The organism is Desulforudis sp. DRI-14 (assembly GCF_052618305.1).
On sequence record NZ_JBQXEZ010000007.1, the window covers coordinates 20,585 to 37,945 of the forward strand.

At 58.7% G+C, this 17,361-nt stretch carries 16 protein-coding genes, 1 pseudogene and 1 riboswitch; of the genes and pseudogenes, 4 read left to right on the forward strand and 13 right to left on the reverse strand.

What is annotated here, in order from left to right:
• Positions 1-27: 27 nt before the first annotated feature.
• The 5 genes and pseudogenes from ACUM6F_RS06170 to ACUM6F_RS06190 all read right to left on the reverse strand — a co-directional run.
• Positions 28-1,053, reverse strand: coding sequence for a DMT family transporter (locus ACUM6F_RS06170; protein WP_445348711.1), 1,026 nt, complete (start codon positions 1,051-1,053; stop codon positions 28-30).
• Positions 1,054-1,119: 66 nt separating this feature from the next.
• Positions 1,120-2,361 carry a (Fe-S)-binding protein gene (locus tag ACUM6F_RS06175; protein WP_445348712.1) on the reverse strand — a complete coding sequence of 414 codons (1,242 nt, stop codon included), beginning with the start codon at positions 2,359-2,361 and terminating at the stop codon, positions 1,120-1,122.
• Positions 2,362-2,447: 86 nt separating this feature from the next.
• Positions 2,448-5,498, reverse strand: a complete 3,051-nt coding sequence (locus ACUM6F_RS06180; RefSeq protein ID WP_445348713.1) for an FAD-dependent oxidoreductase — start codon at positions 5,496-5,498, stop codon at positions 2,448-2,450.
• Positions 5,499-5,883: 385 nt separating this feature from the next.
• Positions 5,884-6,738: an Mrp/NBP35 family ATP-binding protein gene (locus ACUM6F_RS06185; protein WP_445348714.1), complete on the reverse strand. Its 855-nt coding sequence runs from the start codon at positions 6,736-6,738 to the stop codon at positions 5,884-5,886.
• Positions 6,739-6,940: 202 nt separating this feature from the next.
• Positions 6,941-7,222: pseudogene (locus tag ACUM6F_RS06190) on the reverse strand (DUF134 domain-containing protein); the annotation flags it as partial.
• Between the two features lie 165 nt (positions 7,223-7,387).
• Between ACUM6F_RS06190 and ACUM6F_RS06195 the strand changes: the two are divergent.
• A complete protein-coding gene (locus tag ACUM6F_RS06195) occupies positions 7,388-7,633 on the forward strand; it encodes a DUF1540 domain-containing protein (protein WP_425620745.1) in 246 nt (81 codons plus the stop codon).
• Between the two features lie 82 nt (positions 7,634-7,715).
• Here the strand turns inward: ACUM6F_RS06195 and ACUM6F_RS06200 are convergent, their stop codons facing one another.
• From ACUM6F_RS06200 to ACUM6F_RS06230, 7 genes are all read right to left on the reverse strand, one after another.
• The gene (locus ACUM6F_RS06200; RefSeq protein ID WP_425620744.1) at positions 7,716-8,132 is read right to left on the reverse strand and encodes a universal stress protein; all 417 of its coding nucleotides are present in this window, start codon (positions 8,130-8,132) and stop codon (positions 7,716-7,718) included.
• 17 nt (positions 8,133-8,149) lie between these two features.
• Positions 8,150-9,304, reverse strand: a complete 1,155-nt coding sequence (locus ACUM6F_RS06205; RefSeq protein ID WP_425620743.1) for a cation:proton antiporter — start codon at positions 9,302-9,304, stop codon at positions 8,150-8,152.
• A 53-nt stretch (positions 9,305-9,357) separates the two neighbouring features.
• A riboswitch (Fluoride riboswitch) is annotated at positions 9,358-9,418 on the reverse strand.
• A 60-nt stretch (positions 9,419-9,478) separates the two neighbouring features.
• On the reverse strand, positions 9,479-10,747 hold the full coding sequence (locus ACUM6F_RS06210) for an MFS transporter (protein ID WP_445348715.1): 1,269 nt from the start codon (positions 10,745-10,747) through the stop codon (positions 9,479-9,481).
• Positions 10,748-11,051: 304 nt separating this feature from the next.
• Entirely contained in the window at positions 11,052-12,020 is a 969-nt protein-coding gene (locus ACUM6F_RS06215; RefSeq protein ID WP_445348716.1) for a sulfite exporter TauE/SafE family protein, read from the reverse strand.
• Between the two features lie 211 nt (positions 12,021-12,231).
• Complete coding sequence (locus ACUM6F_RS06220) at positions 12,232-13,050, reverse strand: extracellular solute-binding protein (RefSeq protein WP_445348717.1); 819 nt, start codon at positions 13,048-13,050, stop codon at positions 12,232-12,234.
• Positions 13,047-13,481, reverse strand: coding sequence for a helix-turn-helix transcriptional regulator (locus ACUM6F_RS06225; RefSeq protein WP_425620738.1), 435 nt, complete (start codon positions 13,479-13,481; stop codon positions 13,047-13,049). The genes ACUM6F_RS06220 and ACUM6F_RS06225 overlap by 4 nt, the downstream gene beginning before the upstream one ends.
• A gap of 246 nt (positions 13,482-13,727) precedes the next feature.
• Complete coding sequence (locus ACUM6F_RS06230) at positions 13,728-13,994, reverse strand: hypothetical protein (RefSeq protein WP_445348718.1); 267 nt, start codon at positions 13,992-13,994, stop codon at positions 13,728-13,730.
• Between the two features lie 291 nt (positions 13,995-14,285).
• Here ACUM6F_RS06230 and ACUM6F_RS06235 point away from each other — a divergent pair, with 291 nt between their 5' ends.
• Positions 14,286-14,765: a Spy/CpxP family protein refolding chaperone gene (locus tag ACUM6F_RS06235; protein WP_425620736.1), complete on the forward strand. Its 480-nt coding sequence runs from the start codon at positions 14,286-14,288 to the stop codon at positions 14,763-14,765.
• A 105-nt stretch (positions 14,766-14,870) separates the two neighbouring features.
• Here ACUM6F_RS06235 and ACUM6F_RS06240 read toward each other — a convergent pair whose 3' ends face one another.
• A complete protein-coding gene (locus tag ACUM6F_RS06240; RefSeq protein ID WP_445348719.1) occupies positions 14,871-15,782 on the reverse strand; it encodes a foldase protein PrsA in 912 nt (303 codons plus the stop codon).
• Between the two features lie 333 nt (positions 15,783-16,115).
• Between ACUM6F_RS06240 and ACUM6F_RS06245 the strand changes: the two genes are divergently transcribed.
• Together ACUM6F_RS06245 and ACUM6F_RS06250 are read left to right on the forward strand one after the other, a co-directional pair.
• A complete protein-coding gene (locus ACUM6F_RS06245; protein WP_445348720.1) occupies positions 16,116-16,397 on the forward strand; it encodes a hypothetical protein in 282 nt (93 codons plus the stop codon).
• A gap of 207 nt (positions 16,398-16,604) precedes the next feature.
• Positions 16,605-17,360 carry a GntR family transcriptional regulator gene (locus ACUM6F_RS06250; protein WP_445348721.1) on the forward strand — a complete coding sequence of 252 codons (756 nt, stop codon included), beginning with the start codon at positions 16,605-16,607 and terminating at the stop codon, positions 17,358-17,360.
• The last annotated feature ends 1 nt before the right edge of the window (position 17,361 follow it).

A 17,361-nucleotide genomic window follows, 5' to 3' on the forward strand; every position in this document is an offset into this window, starting at 1 on the left:
TGCAAACTCCTTCTATTTGCCAACCGTTTAACGACGTCCTGTCAAACGCACATCGCAAGCCGATCCATCCCTTATTCCCTGCAATTTCGATTTGCCGCTTGCAAGCATTCCGGCATCCGACTTCCGGCTTCCGACATCCTTATGCGTCACCAGGTATACGCCGCCTAAGGTCAGGACGGCCCCGACAAGGTGAAACAAGGCCAGCCGTTCTCCCAGGAACAGCACGCCCAGCAGGGCCGACCAGACCGGGACCATGTTGACAAAGATCGACGTCCGCCCCGCGCCGACCTTGTTCACCCCGACCAGCCAGAAGACAAAGGCGACGCCCGAAGCGAAAACGGCCAGAAAAAGCATGCTCCCCATAGTGACCGGGCTTAAGTCGAGGAACGACTGCCGGGGGAGAAAAGGGCCGGCGGCAATCAGCAGCATCACCGCCCCGAGTCCATTGGAAAACGTCGAGGAGGCCAGCGGGGTCATGCGCCCGGTGGCAATTTTGCCGGCGACCGAGTAGACAGCCCACGACACCGCGCAGCCGAAAAGCATCAGGTCACCCTGGTTGACGGCCCATGCGGCGAGCACCGAGAGCGAGCCTTTGGTAATAATCACCGTCACACCCGCAAGGCATAGGAAAAACCCCAGCAACTGCCCGGGCCCGAAACGCTCCTTGAGGACGAAGAAGGAAATGATGGCCGTAATCATGGGACTCGAGGCGATGACCAAGGCGCCGTCGGTAGCCGCCGAGGTCCGCATGCCGTAGAAGAAAAGAGCGTTGTACAGGAAGACGCCGGTGGCGGCCAGGAGCAGCAGCACCGGGAGATCCCTCAGTTTCGGCAGGTTTTTCAGGCCTTCCCACCGCAGGAAAAAGGGGAGCAAGAACAGAAACGAGATCGAGAAGCGGACGGCGGCCGCGACCAGCGGGTGCATCTCCAGGACCACGAACTTGGCTGCGACGAAGGCTCCGCCCCACATCATGGCGGTCAGAAAGAGAAACAGGTAGTGCCATTCGAAACGACGGCTGTCCAAAATCTGTTGCCCCTCCGTATAACTCTGCATAAGAAGAGAACCGTGAAGGCCCGGAGGCCTTCACGGTTCCGCTATGCCTTCAATTGTTACCAGCGATTATTCGGCCGGCTTGTACTCCCAGACCATTGCCTTCTCTACCAACTGGAAGATGTGCTTGACCTTCAGGCCAAGCTGGTATTCCTTATTAATGTCGTTCAGCTGGTCGTAGCAGTTGTGGCACGGGGCGCAGCAGATCTCGGCGCCGGTGGTGCGGATCTGTTCGGCTTTCAGTTTGCCCTTGGCCATGCGGTAGGGCTTAATGGTATCGCCCATCGCCAGGGCGCCGCCGCCGCCGCCGCAACAGTAATTGTACTGGCGGTTCGGCCACATCTCGACGAAGTTCTCGCAGACCTGGCTGAGGACGTAACGCGGCTCCTCGACGACCCCGCCCTTGCGGACGGTGTTGCACGGGTCGTGCAGCGTTACGATCTCAGTGTTCTTAGACTTGTCGACCTGGATCTTGCCCTCGCGCAGGATCTCGGCCAGGTACTCGACCATGTGCAGGATCGGGAAGTCGACCGGAATCCACGCCTTGGCGCCGAACTTGAAGGCCCAGTAGCCGTGGCCGCACTCGGTGCACACGAGGCGCTTGGCGTTGAGCTCGCGCATGGCGTCGACGGTGATCTGGAAGATCTTCGTCGCCTCGTCGTCGCGCCCGTTGAAGAGACCGAAGTTCGTCACGTCGAAGGCCTTGGTGGAAAGCGTCCACTTGGCGCCGGCAGCCGTGAAGATCTTCGTCCAGGTCTTGATGTCTTCGGGATAGTATTTGATTTCACGCGGGTGCGGGATGAACAGGAAGTCGCAGTCGGGGACGTCCATCGGGATCCTGAAGTTCGGGTCCCCGAGCTCTTCCTGAAGCTCTTCCTGCATCCAGTCGATGGTGTCCAGGTAGTCCTCCACGCTGACGCCCATCTGGTTGCCGGTTTCCAGGTGGGTATTGGCGACTAGCTGCAGCGTGCCGGGCGCCGTCAGGCCGAAGTTACCGCGCACCGTGCGCACGACACCGCCCATGTCGATGCCCATCGGGCACTCCATGGTGCAGCGCCCGCAGCAGTTGCAGTTCCAGACGAAGATGTCGTCCAGGGTGCTTTGCTTCAGGCCAAGCAAGATCTTACGGATAAACTTGCGCGGGTCCATATTGTCGACCGCACCGTTAAAGCAGCAACCGGCCGCGCAGGTGCCGCACGTCAAGCAGGTCTGGAAGAAACTCCGCTTGGCGGGGTCCAGGATACGGTATTTCTCCTCTATTTCCTTGCGGAAAGAGGGGTCGGACACATTCGTCAAAGCTAGGGCTTCCATAATATCCCTCCAACCAACCTAATTTGGGGGTATGACCGTTGGCATCTGACGTGTGAGGTCAAATAAACGGTCTAAACAGTCATTCCTTAGGCCAGCAACGCCGCGATCTCGGCAAAGATCTGCTCATCCTTGAAGCCTCTAGCCGACAGAGCCTTGGACGGGCAGGCCGCCACGCAGGTGCCGCAGCCCTTGCAAAGGACTTCGTTGACTTCGGCAACCGTATGCTTGCCGCCCTTGTCGACCAGTGAAACAGCGTTGTACGGGCAAATCGTCACGCAGATACCGCAGCCGGAGCACTGATCCTGGTTGACGAGCGCCACGGCGCCGCCGCCGACCAGGGCTTCCTTCGTTAGCACGGTCGCCGCACGGCCCGCCGCAGCCCGGCCCTGGGCAATTGCTTCCTCCAGGAACTTGGGCCCGTGAGCCAGGCCGGCCACGAAGACGCCGTCCGTCGCAAAGTCGACCGGGCGCAGCTTCATGTGCGCTTCAAGGAAGAAGCCGCCGTCGTATTCGCCGCAGACCTTGTAGAACTGGGCGATATCCTTGCTGTCCGGAGCCACCGTCGCCACGTTCAGGGCGAGAAGGTCGGCCTCGACAGCCAGCGACTCGTTCAGGACCGGGTCAAACACGTTCACGATCAGCTTGCCGTCAACAGCCTTGACGTCAGGCTTACGGTCGACGTCATAGCGGACGAAGACAACACCCTTCATACGGGCTTCCCTGTAGAAGTCTTCCTTAAAAGCGTAGGTGCGCATATCGCGGTAGAGGACGTAAACATTGACGTCCGGGTTAAGCTCCTTTAGCTTGAGAGCGTTCTTAACAGCCTCCGAGCAGCAAATCCGGCTGCAATACATCCGGGGTTCTTCACGGGAGCCGACACAGTTGATCATCACGACGTTCTTCGCGCCCTTAACCTTGTCGGAGCCCTTAGCGATCTCCTCTTCAAGCTCAAGCGCGCTAAGGACACGGGCGTCCTGACCGTAGAGGTACTCGGTCGGCTGGTAGACCCGGGCACCGATGGCGATAACGGTAGCGCCGTGCTCCAGGACTTCTTCCTTGCCACCGGCACTCACGGTGGTCTTAAAGTTGCCGACGTAACCCTCAACGGCGGTAATGGTCGCACCCTTGAAGACCTTGATCCTCGGGTTGCCTTCAACAGCCGCGATTAAGCCCTTAACGTAGGACTGGACGTCGACACCTTCCAGGGTATAGTGAATCTTGTTGGCCATACCGCCGAGGACGTCGGCCTTCTCAACAAGGTAGACATCGAAGCCCTGGCTGGCCAGGTCGAGGGCGGAATTCATGCCGGCCACGCCGCCGCCGATAACCAGAGCCGCCCGGTTGACACCGAGGGTCAGGGTGTAAAGCGGTTCGAGCAGGCGGGCCTTGGCGACCGCGCGCTTAACGATGTCCTTGGCCTTCGCCGTGGCAGCGTCCTTGTCCGTCATATGGACCCAGGAACAGTGCTCGCGGATGTTGGCCATCTCAAACAGGTAGGGGTTCAAGCCGGCTTCGGCGCAGGTCGCCCGGAAAAGCGGCTCGTGCGTCCGCGGGGTACAGGAAGCAACGACCACGCGGTTGAGCTTGTGCTCCTTAATCGCATCCTTGATCAGCTGCTGGGAGTCAGACGAACAGGAATACAGCATATTTGTGGCAAGCACGACGTTCGGCAGGGTGGCGGCGAAGTCCTTCACCGCCGGAACGTCAACGTACGCGCCGATGTTGATGCCGCAGTGGCAGACGAAGACGCCGATGCGCGGCTCCTCGCCGGAAACGTCGACCTCGGCCGGGGCCTCTTCCTTGGTAACCAGCGTCCCACGGGCTTCCGCCAACAGGCTGCCGGCACAGGCAGCGGCCGCGCTGGCCTGCATAACGGTCATCGGGATGTCCATCGGGCTCTGGAAGGCGCCGCAGACGAAGACACCCGGACGCGAGGTTTCGACCGGAGCGAGCGTAGAGGTCTCGGCGAAGTTGTACTTGTTCAGCTTGACGCCGATCTTTTCGGCCATCTCGACCGTACTCTTCGGCACGCCGAGGCCGACCGACAGGACGACCATATCGAACTCTTCGTAGGCAACGGAGCCGTCCTCGTTGGCGTAACGGATGCCGACCCTGTCACCCTCCAGCGGGTCCAGGCCGTAAACACGGGCACGGACAAAGCGGACGCCGGTCTCCTTCTTGGCCCGCTCGTAGTAGGCTTCAAAGCCCTTGCCGAAGGTACGCATATCCATGAAGAAGATGGCGGTGTCGAGCTTACCGGGGGCATGCTCCTTGGCGATCATCGCTTCCTTGATCGCGTAGGTGCAGCAGACCGAGGAGCAGTAACCGCAGCCGATCTTAACGTCGCGGGAACCCACACACTGCAGCCAGGCGATCTTCTTCGGCTCCTCGTGGTCGGAGGGCCGCACGAGGTGGCCGCTGAAGGGACCGGAAGCGCTGAGGATGCGTTCAAACTCAAGGCTGGTGACCACGTTCTTCACGGTCCCGTAGCCGAGGGCCTTGAGCGGGGCGGGATCGAACTTCTGGAAACCGGGGGCCAGAATCACCGCGCCGACCTCGAGGGTCAGGGTCTGCGGTTTCTGGTTGAAATCAATGGCGTCCTTCTGGCAGGCTTTCTGGCAGAGCATACATACGGGTTTGCCCGTTTGCACGCCCTTGGTCAGGTAGAGGCACTTGTCGGGCTGCCAGATGGCGTAGGTCGAAGGCACGGCCTGGGCGTACTTGTTGCCGATAATCTTCATCGTATTGATGCCTTCGTTGAAGGGGTCCGGAACCTTCACGGGGCACTTGGCGGCACAGTCGCCGCAGGCAACGCACTTGTCAGCATCGACGTATCTGGGCTGTTGAACAACGGTGGCCTTAAAGCTTCCGGGCTCACCGTCGAGGCCGGTCAATTCGGCCATCGTCACGAGCTCGATGTTGGGGTGCCGCCCGCATTCTACCAGCTTCGGGGAAAGGATACACATTGAGCAGTCGTTGGTGGGGAAGGTCTTATCCAGCGAGGCCATTACACCGCCGATGGCCGGGGACTTCTCGACCAGGTAGACCTTGTACCCGGCGTCAGCGAGGTCCAGCGAAGCCTGAACGCCGGCGATACCGCCGCCCACCACCATAACCGATCCAATCTTATTCGGCATAGTGCTACACACCCGTCCTCCCATTTGAGCGTCCCGGCAAATTTCTTTGCCGAGCCAAAAACCTGGAATCTATCAACCCGTTGGTAAACCGCAGCGAGTTTTCCCCATCCCCTCCTTTTGATTTATTCTTTAGTCAGTCAAACAACCGGCAGTCAGTCAAACAACCGGCAAAAGAAGACGCAAAACCGGGCCCACAATTCCGAGGGCCTCGGACTTCACCCCAAATCTTGTCCATAGTATAATTCGCCCGTCAGTTCACTGTCAATTCTTTTGTCCCGACAGGCTCCAATAAGAACGCCCGTCCGGCGTATAACGCCGACCGGGCGTTCTTTTTATTCATTCTTCATTCATCCACAGTAGCATTCGGCGCCATACACTAATTACCCTACTGGGCACTGCCATATTCGAAGAAAAACGTGGCTAACGCTTCCAGAACAGGAGATTCATACTTCTCGATCTCGCCCGCATCGGACATCGCGGTCAGCTTCGGGTCGACGGGCATCCGGGCGATCAGCTTCATCCCCGTTTCGGCCGCCACCTTGTCCGCCCTGCTGGGACCGAAGATTTCGTACTTCTCGCCGCACTTGGCGCACTCGAAATAAGCCATGTTCTCAATGAAGCCGTAAACCGGGATGTTCATCATGCGGGCCATGTTCAGCGCCTTCTTGACAACCAGGATGGCCAGTTCCTGCGGCGCGGTCACCATAATGAGGCCGTTGATGGGCAGCGACTGCATCACCGTCAGGGGGGCGTCACCCGTCCCCGGGGGAAGGTCGACGAAGAGGTAATCGACATCGCCCCAGGCGACGTCGGTCCAGAACTGCTTGATGGCGTTGCCGATGATCGGCCCTCGCCAGATGACCGGCTCCTCGGGGTTTTGCAGGAGAAGGTTCATGGACATCAGCTTGATGCCCAGGCCCTTGCTGTTCACGGGAAGGATATACCCCTCGGTACCGGTGGGGCGTTCGGTCGCGCCGAAAAGCTTGGGAATGCTGGGTCCGGTCAGGTCGGCATCGAGAATGCCCACCTTCTTGCCCGCGCGGGCCAGGGCGATGGCCGCTATCGCGGTCACCGTGGATTTGCCCACGCCGCCCTTGCCGCTCATGACCGCGACAACGTTCTTGATGTCCGAAAGGTCGTTCGGCGCCAGTTTCTCGATGGCCGGTCCCTTCTTGCCGGGGCACCCCCCGGCCGGCGCCATTTCAAGTTCGCTGCCGCCATTCTTCTTATCGGGAGCCAAAACTCGTCACCTCTTCAGAAAGTTATTTCTTATTCTGTACGGTCGAGCGACCGTGCATCCCTTTTCTGCGGCCCATACCCCGCTGGCTCAGGCTGGCCACCTCTTCGCTGCCGCATTTCGGGCAGCAGGGATCAGCCTCGGCCGGCTGCCCGTCCCACTCGATACGGCACTCGGCGCAGCGAAACCGGCGGGAAACGTACTCGTAGTTGCCGCCCTCAAGGCGGATGGCCTTCCCCTCGACGAGGGCCTGCGTAAGCTTCTGCCGGGCGCTGGTCAGGATACGCTGGAAGGTCGGCCTGGAGATGCCCATGCGCTCGGCGCAGGCCTCCTGTTCCAGTCCCTCGGTATCCTTGAGACGCAAAGCTTCGACCTCTTCGATGGTCAGGGCGACCTCTTCCAGGCTCCACAGCGGGATACCTGCCGGTTTGAAATAGGTGCAGTGAGGCAAAAATTCGACACGACGGCACTTGGGCGGGCGTCCCATTATATCCTCTCCTGCTGAAGAAAGTAGGCTGGTAACCGTAACTAAAATTATAGTAAAACAGTCAACATTGGTCAATGATTTCGAGCATAGCGACAATTAAATCCCGTCTCATACCTCCGTGCGGCCGCGGGCATACTAAGGGAAAATCGCAAGGAGGGAAACAACATGGCTGTTATGTGCACCGTCAACAACTGCCATTACTGGGCCTCAGGCAACAAATGCGCGGCCTCGGACATCCTGATCTGTTCCGACGAGCTGGCCCAAAAGGCCCCCGAGAGCTGGGACGCGAAGGACGCAAAACAGGCTAACGCCACGCCGGTGAAAAATTGCATAGACACGGCCTGCAAGACCTTCGTCGACAGGGGTTCCCCGGCCACCAACGTGGACGGCGCCACCAGGAAGATGTCTTAAAGAAATTCTCGCCTAATTGAACCTAAAGAGGAACTCTGACGACGAGTTCCTCTCTCCGTTTAATGGGCCTGTTCGGTATGGTCTACCCCTTTATCATCAGAACGGGGCAATGAGCATGTCTGGTCACGAACTGGGAAACGCTGCCGATAACCAATTGTTGCAAGCGGCTTAAGCCCCTTGCTCCTACAACAATCAGGTCTACCTCGTTTTCGTTCGCGAAACGAACCAGGGTCTGCCCAACATGGCCGAACAGCAGGTGCGCCGTGACGTTTTCACGATCAAGAGCCGGTTTAATCTTTGCGAGGCTCTTGTCATAAAACGCCTGCGCCTGCGCTTTAATGTCTTCGACTTCCCCCACGCTCCCGGCGTAGTCGGGCAGGTGAGCGACCATCACGACATCGAGCGAAGCCCCGTACTTCCCGGCGAGGTCCAGGCCGGCGGCAAACGCCTTCAGGGCATGGTCCGAGCCGTCGTAGGCCACCATTATCTTCTTAAACATCTCCGACCCTCCTCAACTTATCCTTCCCCTGTACTCTTTCCGCCGTCAAAAAAGCATTCTTGCGCCCTGGGCCGGAAGAAGGCCTGCGCGATAACCGTGGGCACGATGGCGCTGCTGATCACGGCTGTTACCAGGATGGTGTACTGTTCCTGGTTAATTATCCCATGCGACAGGCCGAAAAGGGAAGAAATCGTACCAAAAGTCAGACCCGTCGACATCAGCAGGGTCGTGTACATCCCGTTGCGGCTGCTGAACCGGAACAGCTTGGTAAGCGGCAACACGCCGGCGAATTTGGCGACGACCTTAACGGCCAGGTAGATGACGATCAGCAGCGCCCCCGAGGCGATGGCAGGCAGGGAAATAAAGAGACCCGCTTTAAGGAAGAAGAAAGGCGTTAAAACGGCGAAAGCCATCGCCCTCAACCGCGCCAGCAGTTCCCGGTGCGCCATAAAGAAGCCGGCCACGGACAGGCCCAGCAGGTAGGCCGGCAGAACAGCCTCACTGTTGGCCTTCAAAGCCAGGCCACCCAGGAAGAACAAAAGGAACAGGAAGTATTTGGCCTCCATCTGGCTGACCCGGTTGCCGTACCGGGAGGCGAACCACGGCGTGAGCTTCGGGGTGACGGCCAGCACCACGGCCGAAACACCGATAAAGATGCCGAGCCAGACATCGAAATTAGCGAAGAAAATGCCCAGGGCCAGGACCGTGCCCAGGTCGGTGACGAAACAGGCGGCCAGGATGATCTTGCCGAGTTCGGTTTCGTTGAGGCCCGTCTCCACCATCACCGCGTAGACCACGGCCACCGAGGTCGTGGACAGGGCGATCCCGGCGATCAGCGAGGCGTCCATCGTCCAGCCGGCCACCCAGTAAGCGTAAGCGAAGGCGGCCAGGAAAGGAAAGAAAAAAGAGGCCGTGCCGATGGACACGCTCTCTTTAAACTTGCTGCGCAGGACCACCGGATCGACCTCGGCCCCGGCCAGGAAGGTTAAAAACACGCTGCCGAAGCCGGCCAGCATCTGCACCCAGGGAACGACCTCCAGGTGGAGGAAGTTGCCCCCGATCACGCCGAACATGATTTCGGTAATGGCCACCGATAATCCGAGACGGACCGAAACCAGTCCCGCGGCAAGGGCGAGCCCGATCCACAATGAGGCGACGAGCCACTCGTTCACTGTTTCCCCTCCTGCTGCATCTGGTCGAGACCGGAACAAAAAGGCCCCCACCCGTATCGGTAGGAGCCATCAGCATCGCTGCGCTTAAAGGCGAGCCCCATCGCCCTGGCTATCTTATTCCACTTTAGTATCTTATCCAACCGGCAAACGCGGCGTCAAGTACCTTTTTAACCTTCAGGCCGCAGGGTTTTCGGTCTTCGCCCTGCGCCAGACCAGCCAGAACAGGGGCAGCGCCACCACCTCCAGGGCTACGATAAACAGAGTGACGTAAGCCAGGCGTATGTCGTAGAGATAACCCAGAATAACGCTGCCCAGCATCCAGGCCCCGCCGTAGGCGGTGTTGAAAATCCCGTAGGCGAAAGCGCGCCCGCCCGGCCCGACCATGTCGGCGACGGCGGCACGCATGGTTGTTTCCTGGATGCCCATCACCGCTCCCCAGAGGACCATCCCGGCCAGGGCCGGGAGATAGCCGTTGCCGAAAATCAGCCAGGGCAGCGGCAGGACTAAGAGCGGCACGGCGATGAGGGTGCCGAGCCCCGCACGGTCATAGAACCTGCCGGCCAGCAGGGCCACGACGGCGTCCACGCCCATGGCCACGGCATAAAGCACGGGGATCTGCACGTCGGAAACGACGCCCTGCAGCTTGAAATGGTAGGATACGATCTGGTAGTTGGCAAACCCGCCGACCGTTACGGCCGTAAAAGCCACGTACAGCCAGAACACGCGCGGGAGCCGCGGTTTGCAGGGCTCTCCGCACACCTCGGGAGCCTGCTCCAGAAGATGCGGCGCCGGAAAGGTCTGCCGCGCCCACGTCAATGTTCCCAGCGCCAGCAGCGCCGGCACCAGCAAAATTCCGAACCCGACCCTGTAATTGCCGCCCAGGTAGAGGGTCGCGGCGGCGAGCAGGGGACCCGCCAGGGCCCCCACCTGGTCGAGAGCCTCGTGGATGGCGAACCCCCACCCGCGCCCGGTCTTTGACGTGGCAAAAGAAAGCATCGCGTCCCGGGCCGGCGTGCGCAAACCCTTCCCCATGCGTTCCAGGATCAGGAGCCCGGCTGCCGTCTCCCACCGCCCGGCAAGGGCCAGGGCGGGCACGGCCAGCAGGTTGATCCCGTACCCGAACGCCGTCAGCAGCCAGTACCTGCGCGTCCGGTCGGCCCAGTACCCCGAGACAAGGCGCAGCCCGTACCCCAAGAACTCCCCGAACCCAGAGACCAACCCTACAATAAGGCCGCTGGCGCCAAGCAGGGCCAGGAACGGGCCGGAGATGCTGCGCGCCCCTTCATAGGTAAAATCGGCAAAAAGGCTGACAACGCCCAGCAAGACAATAAACTTAAACGCCTGTCTCTTACCGCCGTCCTCCCTGGCCAAGGCCTTTTCCGATTGATTTACGTTGATGGCCTTACCGGCTTTAAGCCGCTTTCCTCCGTAGCTATCAGTCAAATCTATTCCTCCTACTCAAACGTAAGAGGTTTACGGCGCCATGCCCTAGGAGACCGCTGAAAAACTGCGCCTGGCAAAAAGGATGTCGGATGCCAGAAGTCAGAAATCTGACCTGATGAAATCCGCAGAGCGATTGCTAAGGATTATAGACTTGCAATCGCGAAGCAATCGCTTCCCGTAACCGACCTCTGACCTCTTGCCTCGGACCTCTTTTTGAGCGGTCTTAAGGGTAACTTCTGAAGCATAGCCGTACCCTAGAGATGCCTATGCCAAAACCAGTGTATTGGCTTTTTGCAGCACTCTCCTAGACAAAGAACTGGATGATGTACTCGAGCGCCAGGCCGGTGATCAGAATTCCCAGCAGGACCTTGATCCACCGCTCCGGCAGGTACTTCTGAAAGCGCGCCCCGACGTAGGTGCCGGCCAGGCCGCCGACGCCGAAGAGGGCGCCCAAGGCCCAGTCGGGGCGGACCACCTTATCGGCGGCGTAAGAAGTAAGGGCCAGGATCTCGAAGAATGTCACGCCGGCGATGGAGGTCAGGAAGGTCCCGGCCAGGGCGGCGCCGGCCACGGTGTAGATCGGCAGCCCCATCACCGACACCACGAAGGGCGCGATGATCGCCCCGCCGCCGATGCCGTAGATGCCGCCGATCAAGCCGACAACAAGGGCCAAAATAAAGATCGTCATCGTGCTGAAGGAAAAAGTCTCGCCCCAGAACTCGTACTCGATGCGGGACAGCGACACCGACTTCGTCCTGACCACGGCGTCCGCCGGCAGGCCGGCGGCCAGGCGTCCCTTGATCTGTTCCTTCTGCTGCTGCACGCGCGCTTTGAATTTCTGCTCAAGCGCCTTCTGCTTCTTCTTCCCCTCGCGGGCGCGTCCCGTCGACTCGTAAAGGGTACGCACCCCGAGGTACAGCAGGACCAGGCCGACGAAGAGCTTGAAGGCCCGCGGGTCGGGCAGGTACTGGATGCGGATCAAAGACCCGGCGAAGACCCCGGGCAGCGTGCCGACGATCACCACCCAGGTCAGCGGCCAGGCCATCCGCCCTTCCTTGATGTAGCGGTAAAGCCCGCCGGGAATGGCCACGATGTTGTAGATCAAGTTCGTCGGGCTGACCGCAGGGCTGACGAAGCCGAGGACGCTCACCTGGAAGGGTAGGAGCAGGAAGGCGCCCGAAACGCCGGCCGGAGCGGTCATAGTGGAAACCAGAAAAGCCACCAGCGGGGGGATCAGCGGAAAAACGTCGACGCCCGAAACGGGGAAATGCATCAATCCCTCTCCTCTCTTTCCTTTGTGACAAACTTACCGATTGCTACCGATCTGCCTTATCATCTCAACCTTTTCAACCCCAAGCACGCCAAGTTTAAAAGCTTTTCTGAAACCGGCCATAGCCACCGAGTGCGCCAAGAGGGGAACCAAGAAGACATAAAGAAACACGCTACAGAGCCGTCGCTGGCTTCCCAAACTCACCCTTACTTGCTTAACAAGGAATCAGCCCGTTCTCTTCCAGTATCCTCTGCCCCTCGCGGCCGTGCACCAAATCCAGGAAGGCCTGCGCCAGGGCCGGGTGTTTTGTCTGCCGGTGAACCCCGATGGCAAACTCGATAGGTGCGCCCCTGACCACCGCCGTTTCCCCGGGCTGCCGCCCCTCCAAGGTCACCGCCGCCCGCGCGTACCGTTGGGCGAAGGCGGGGCTGGAAAGGTCGATTTCCCTGGGCAAGGTCAGGTGCCGCAGGTCAAACTGTTTGGCTACCGAGGAATAGACAAAGGCGTAATCGATACGTCCCTGGGCAACCAGCTCGACCAGGTCGATCGACTTCGGCACAATCCGGTCGCGCGGGCACCGGGCCTGCAGCCGCTTGTAGAGGCCGCCGCGGTTGTAGTACCGCTCGGCCAGCTGCCAGACCATCAGCGTCCGATAGCCGCAGGGATCCAGGTTCTCGTCCGAACGGGCATACGTAACCCGGTCGGCGAGCAAGACGTCCATCCAGTTCCGGCTGTCGATTCCTCCTTGCCCCCTGGAGTATTCGTCAAAAGCAATGACAATCCGGTCAGTAGCGAAAACAAAGCACCGGGCCACGATATCCGGAGCCAGGAAGTCGACGAAGATAGCCGGATCGGCCAGCACGATGACGTCGGCCTTTTCCCCATGCTGCAGCCGGCGGGCGCATTCCCGGGACCCGGCTCCCTGCATCGTCACCGTTACACCCGGGCGGGCATCCTGGAAGACCCGCGCGCACTCCTTGAGCGGGCCCCTCAGCGCCCCGGCGTGCAGGATGTGTAGAGACGCCTCGCTCATCGGACCTCATCACCTTTCATAACTTCCTCGATGTTTTCTTGCGTGATAAGGCCGCCCCGGATGTTCTCAAACAGCCTTAAGAACGCCTCCAGCTGTTCGCGGCGGCGGCGCGCATTGGCGGCCATCATATCTAAAAGATGCTCTCCTTCAACTGTCAGGTGGTAGACCCGCCGTGCGGGGCCGGACTCCCCGGCCTCCCACTGCGAGTGCACCAGGCCGTCGTCCTCCATCCGCCTGAGGTTGCGGTAAACCGTAGCCGGGTCGCTCTCCTCACCGGTAAAGGCCACACCGTTTAACATCTGGATCAGTTCGTAGCCGTGCATGGGGCGCAGCGAGAGCAGCAGCAAGAGCCCCGGCTGCAGCAGCCGTTCGGCCCGCAGGTAGGCAGCATATTCCGATGACTCACCGTTCAAGACATTTTGCCGGCTCATGTTTGCACATCTCTTCTATTTGCATAATGCACTTAGTGTTGTGAAAATAATAGCATGCCGTTCGCCACTCTGACAACAACCTTTCTTCCATACTTACTTGACTTACTTGCGCAGCCAATTAGCCGGGGCAGGTTAAAACTTGGGCTTGTCCGGGTAAGGAGCAGAAGGGGACAAAACACGAACGGCGGGATTGCACCCCGTTTTTGCAGTCACTCTTACTGGTGCGGCCAAAGCTTTAATTCGGGATTAACGGCGATACCTGGGATAGAAGTACATCCATAAGCCCGTTCCGGTCATCAAAAGCAAAACATAGGCCGTCAGCTCGCTGACACTCCGGTGCCACGTCCTGACAGTGGAACTGCTGACGGGTACAGTATCAGCTTGGACCTGGTTTTCGTATCCCGCCCTTTGCTGAATTCCCTGGCGATACTGCCGGCCGCCGGTTGTACTGTTCTCCATGAACAAACCGGTAACCGCGATGAGGATAAACAGTACTGCCGCTGGTATCGCCAAAAACTTATGGACCTTTCTGGCCATCCTGTAACTGTTAATCGAAACGCACCCTCTCCCATACCTCTCATTACCGTTCTTATTCAAGATAGTAACACGATTTTCCTAATAACCAGCAAATCCTGGATGAGAAATCCTCCGCATGTACCTGCCTTGTACGCATTCAAAAAGTGTTCGAGCTTTCGTTACCGGTTGTTCACAGAGCTGTCAAATCTTTTGGGTATGATAGCCAAAAGCCGGTACCGGCCGAAAGGAGGTGAATCCTCGTAGCCCGTTCCGAAAGGAGGTGACCTTATGAAACGCAGATTGCTGTTAGTGGCTGTTGCCGCACTGGTGGTCTTCGCCTTTGCCCAGGCGGCGTTTGCCGGGTGGGGCGGCGGTCCGCGGATGCTCTCCAGCGACAGCTGGGTGAACATGGCTGACACCTTGAAACTTACTCCCGAACAGGCCCAGAAAATCCAGAACCTGCAGAAGGATCACTTTGCCAGCACCCAGGATGTCCGTGCCAAGCTGCAGCAGCTGATGTTTGAACTGCGCAGCTTGCAGTGGCAGCCCGGCGCCGATCAGGCGACGGTAGACGCCAAGATCAAGGAGATCAACGATCTCCGTGAGCAGCTCTACAAGGCTCAGCAGCAATACCGGGACCAGATGAAGTCCCTGCTTACCGACGAGCAGCTCGCCCAGATGGCTAAAACTAGAGGCTTCGGCGGCGGCCGTCACGGCGGATTCGCCCGTGGATGCTTCGGCGGCGGTTTTGCACCGAGCTCAAATTAAGCGAATGTTGATCCGCAACTACGATAAGGGGAAGGCTGTAATGCCTTCCCCTTCCGCATGTCTCACCCATTACCGAATGATTGGACTCGGTGATAAGTAATGTAGTTACTGGGGGTCAGCGTATTCAATGTTCGCCCGGCTGCGCAGTTCCGCCAGCCAGGAATCGAATTTCTCCTGGATTTTTTGATCTATAAGCCTCGTTTTTACATCATCCTTTATGTCCTCAAACGCCGGATTAACGGCAGCCTTTTTCTCCAGCGCCTGGATGATGTGGTAGCCGTATTGCGTCTGCACCACGTCGCTGATTTCCCCCAGGTTCAAGGAGAACGCCGCCTTTTCAAACTCGGGCACCATCTGTCCCTTCTTGATGAATCCCAGGTCGCCCCCGCTGCCTGCGGTGGCATGATCTTTAGACTTCTGCTCCGCTATCTTCGAAAAGTCGGCTCCCCGGCGAAGGTCCTGCAGAATAGAGACTGCCTCATCCCTGGTGTCGACCAGGATGTGCCGTACTTTGACCTGTTCGGGCTGGCCGAACTCGTCCGGGTGGTCGGTGAAGTACTGTCGCGCCTCGTCATCGGTTACGGTCACGGTGGGGGCGATCAGTTTCCGGACTGTGTGCCACATGGCGATCTGTTCCTTTACCTTTTCCAGGCTGGAGCCCTGCAGGGCCAGCATCCGGTCCAATTCCTCATCGGAAGCAATCCCCCAGGTGTCCTTCATACTCTTTAATTCAGCCTGGATTTCTTCCGGAGTCACCTTAATACCCTTTTCTTCGGCTTCCTGCATAATCAGCATTCTGTCAACCAGATCTTCTTGAGTCTCACGTCCTACCAGCTTGTACATTTCCTGGTAGAGCTGCTCTTTGGTCAGCTTCTCACCGTTTACCCTAGCCAAAACCTCTCCCCGGCCGTTCCACCAGGCCCCGGCCAGAGCGAGCACCAAGACCGCAAATACGGCCAGGCCAATCATTTTGAAATTGAAAGCCTTCACTATTTTTCCCTGGTTTTGTTCAGTCAACAAATAAGCCCCCTTGTCGTTGTTACCCTCACCCTGCCCTTCACAAGGACTCTGAATGAGAGCACAAAGTCCTGTTACCATTCTACCCGAATAACTTTCCGGAGTCGTTGCCAAAGTGTGAAAATTCCCTGAACAAATTCCACTGTGCTAAATGGAAAGTAGTCATAAGGACCGGCCCCTGAAACCCTTTGCTCCACCAAGAATCACTTTCAATACTTTCATGGGTATTGAGCATATGATATATTTACTATATGTTTAATGTTACTCTCTTTGTGCTCACGATAGCGGTGCTGGTTTACTCATACCGCAAGGATATGAACAAGCCGCCAGGCTTTGAAGATCGCCCAAAAACAGTTTTTGAACATCTTCCCCGGCATGCTCGGCATCATCGGCCTGATCGGCTTGATGCTGGCCCTCGTCCCGCGGGAGATCATCCAGAGCCTGTTCGGCAACGACAGCCTGGTCGGAATCCTGCTGATTTCAGCAGTCGGCTCCATTACCTTGATGCCGGCGTTCATCGCCTTCCCGCTGGCGTCCTCTCTAAGCGGCTCATCTCGGAGGCCACAAGATGGCGGATATCGCTTCTTTCCTTGGCAAGTCCGGTGCACTGATTAGCATCGCGGCCAGCGATATAAGCGAGGGACTCCGTCACGTGACGGAAAGTGGGGTGCTTTCATCCGGGCCGTGGAGGCAAGGCTGGGAGGCGGAAAACTAAGAAAATTTAAGCCCTGACCCCAAGTAAAAAGGTGCTTTACGATCCTCATCCCAATGTCGTATCATGTAAGCATCTTGGTATACCATATGCCAGAGGTGAACATACGGATGAGTAACGGTTCCCCGCTGAAGCCTATCGTCAGCGAACTCGACTCCCAGGTCCGCGAAAAAGTCCATGAAAAGCTTCGCGAGGCCATTCTAAGGGGCCGTCTGAAGCCCGGAGAGCGCCTGATCGAACGCAAGCTCGCCGGGCAGCTCGGCGTCAGCCGGACTCCCGTGCGGGAGGCCCTGCGCATCCTTGAACTTGAAGGCTTGGTATCCCATCTCCCTCGCATTGGTGCTGTTGTGGCCCAGGTAAACGACATGGAGGTCTATGAGGTATACCGCATCCGGGTCGTTCTGGAGGGCCTGGCCGCCCGGATGGCCGCGGAGAGAATCGAACCGGGCCAGCTCGCACGTCTGGCCGAACTGCTGACATCCATGGAGGAACTGGCCGCCAAGGACGATCTGGAAGGCCTGGAAAAGGCACACCGTGAGTTCAACGACACCATTTACCGGGCGGCCGGCAGCCCCCGCCTTTACGGCATGATCAGCTCCCTCGTCGACTACATCGCCACCTATGCCAGGGTGGGGTACTCCCATCCCGGCCGCGTCGCCGAAGCCATGCAGGAACACCGCCAACTGGTAGAGGCCATCAAATTGCGCGACGGCGACCTGGCGGAGCGGGCCGCCAGGGAGCACATCAACAACTCCAGGTACGCCTACTTCAAAAAGACGGCCGGCACGCTGGAACTCGAGGGTATCGGCCAAACGCGGAAGGACATTGAGCAAGAGCAGACAACGACATCTGGAGAGGAGTTTTAAG

What these genes read in the sequence shown, in the direction of transcription:
- ACUM6F_RS06170 (WP_445348711.1), bottom strand. Translation starts at nt 1,053, where the DNA reads ATGCAGAGTTATACGGAGGGGCAACAGATTTTGGACAGCCGTCGTTTC.
- ACUM6F_RS06175 (WP_445348712.1), bottom strand. Translation starts at nt 2,361, where the DNA reads ATGGAAGCCCTAGCTTTGACGAATGTGTCCGACCCCTCTTTCCGCAAG.
- ACUM6F_RS06180 (WP_445348713.1), bottom strand. Translation starts at nt 5,498, where the DNA reads ATGCCGAATAAGATTGGATCGGTTATGGTGGTGGGCGGCGGTATCGCC.
- ACUM6F_RS06195 (WP_425620745.1), top strand. Translation starts at nt 7,388, where the DNA reads ATGGCTGTTATGTGCACCGTCAACAACTGCCATTACTGGGCCTCAGGC.
- ACUM6F_RS06200 (WP_425620744.1), bottom strand. Translation starts at nt 8,132, where the DNA reads ATGTTTAAGAAGATAATGGTGGCCTACGACGGCTCGGACCATGCCCTG.
- ACUM6F_RS06215 (WP_445348716.1), bottom strand. Translation starts at nt 12,020, where the DNA reads ATGCATTTCCCCGTTTCGGGCGTCGACGTTTTTCCGCTGATCCCCCCG.
- ACUM6F_RS06220 (WP_445348717.1), bottom strand. Translation starts at nt 13,050, where the DNA reads ATGAGCGAGGCGTCTCTACACATCCTGCACGCCGGGGCGCTGAGGGGC.
- ACUM6F_RS06225 (WP_425620738.1), bottom strand. Translation starts at nt 13,481, where the DNA reads ATGAGCCGGCAAAATGTCTTGAACGGTGAGTCATCGGAATATGCTGCC.
- ACUM6F_RS06235 (WP_425620736.1), top strand. Translation starts at nt 14,286, where the DNA reads ATGAAACGCAGATTGCTGTTAGTGGCTGTTGCCGCACTGGTGGTCTTC.
- ACUM6F_RS06250 (WP_445348721.1), top strand. Translation starts at nt 16,605, where the DNA reads ATGAGTAACGGTTCCCCGCTGAAGCCTATCGTCAGCGAACTCGACTCC.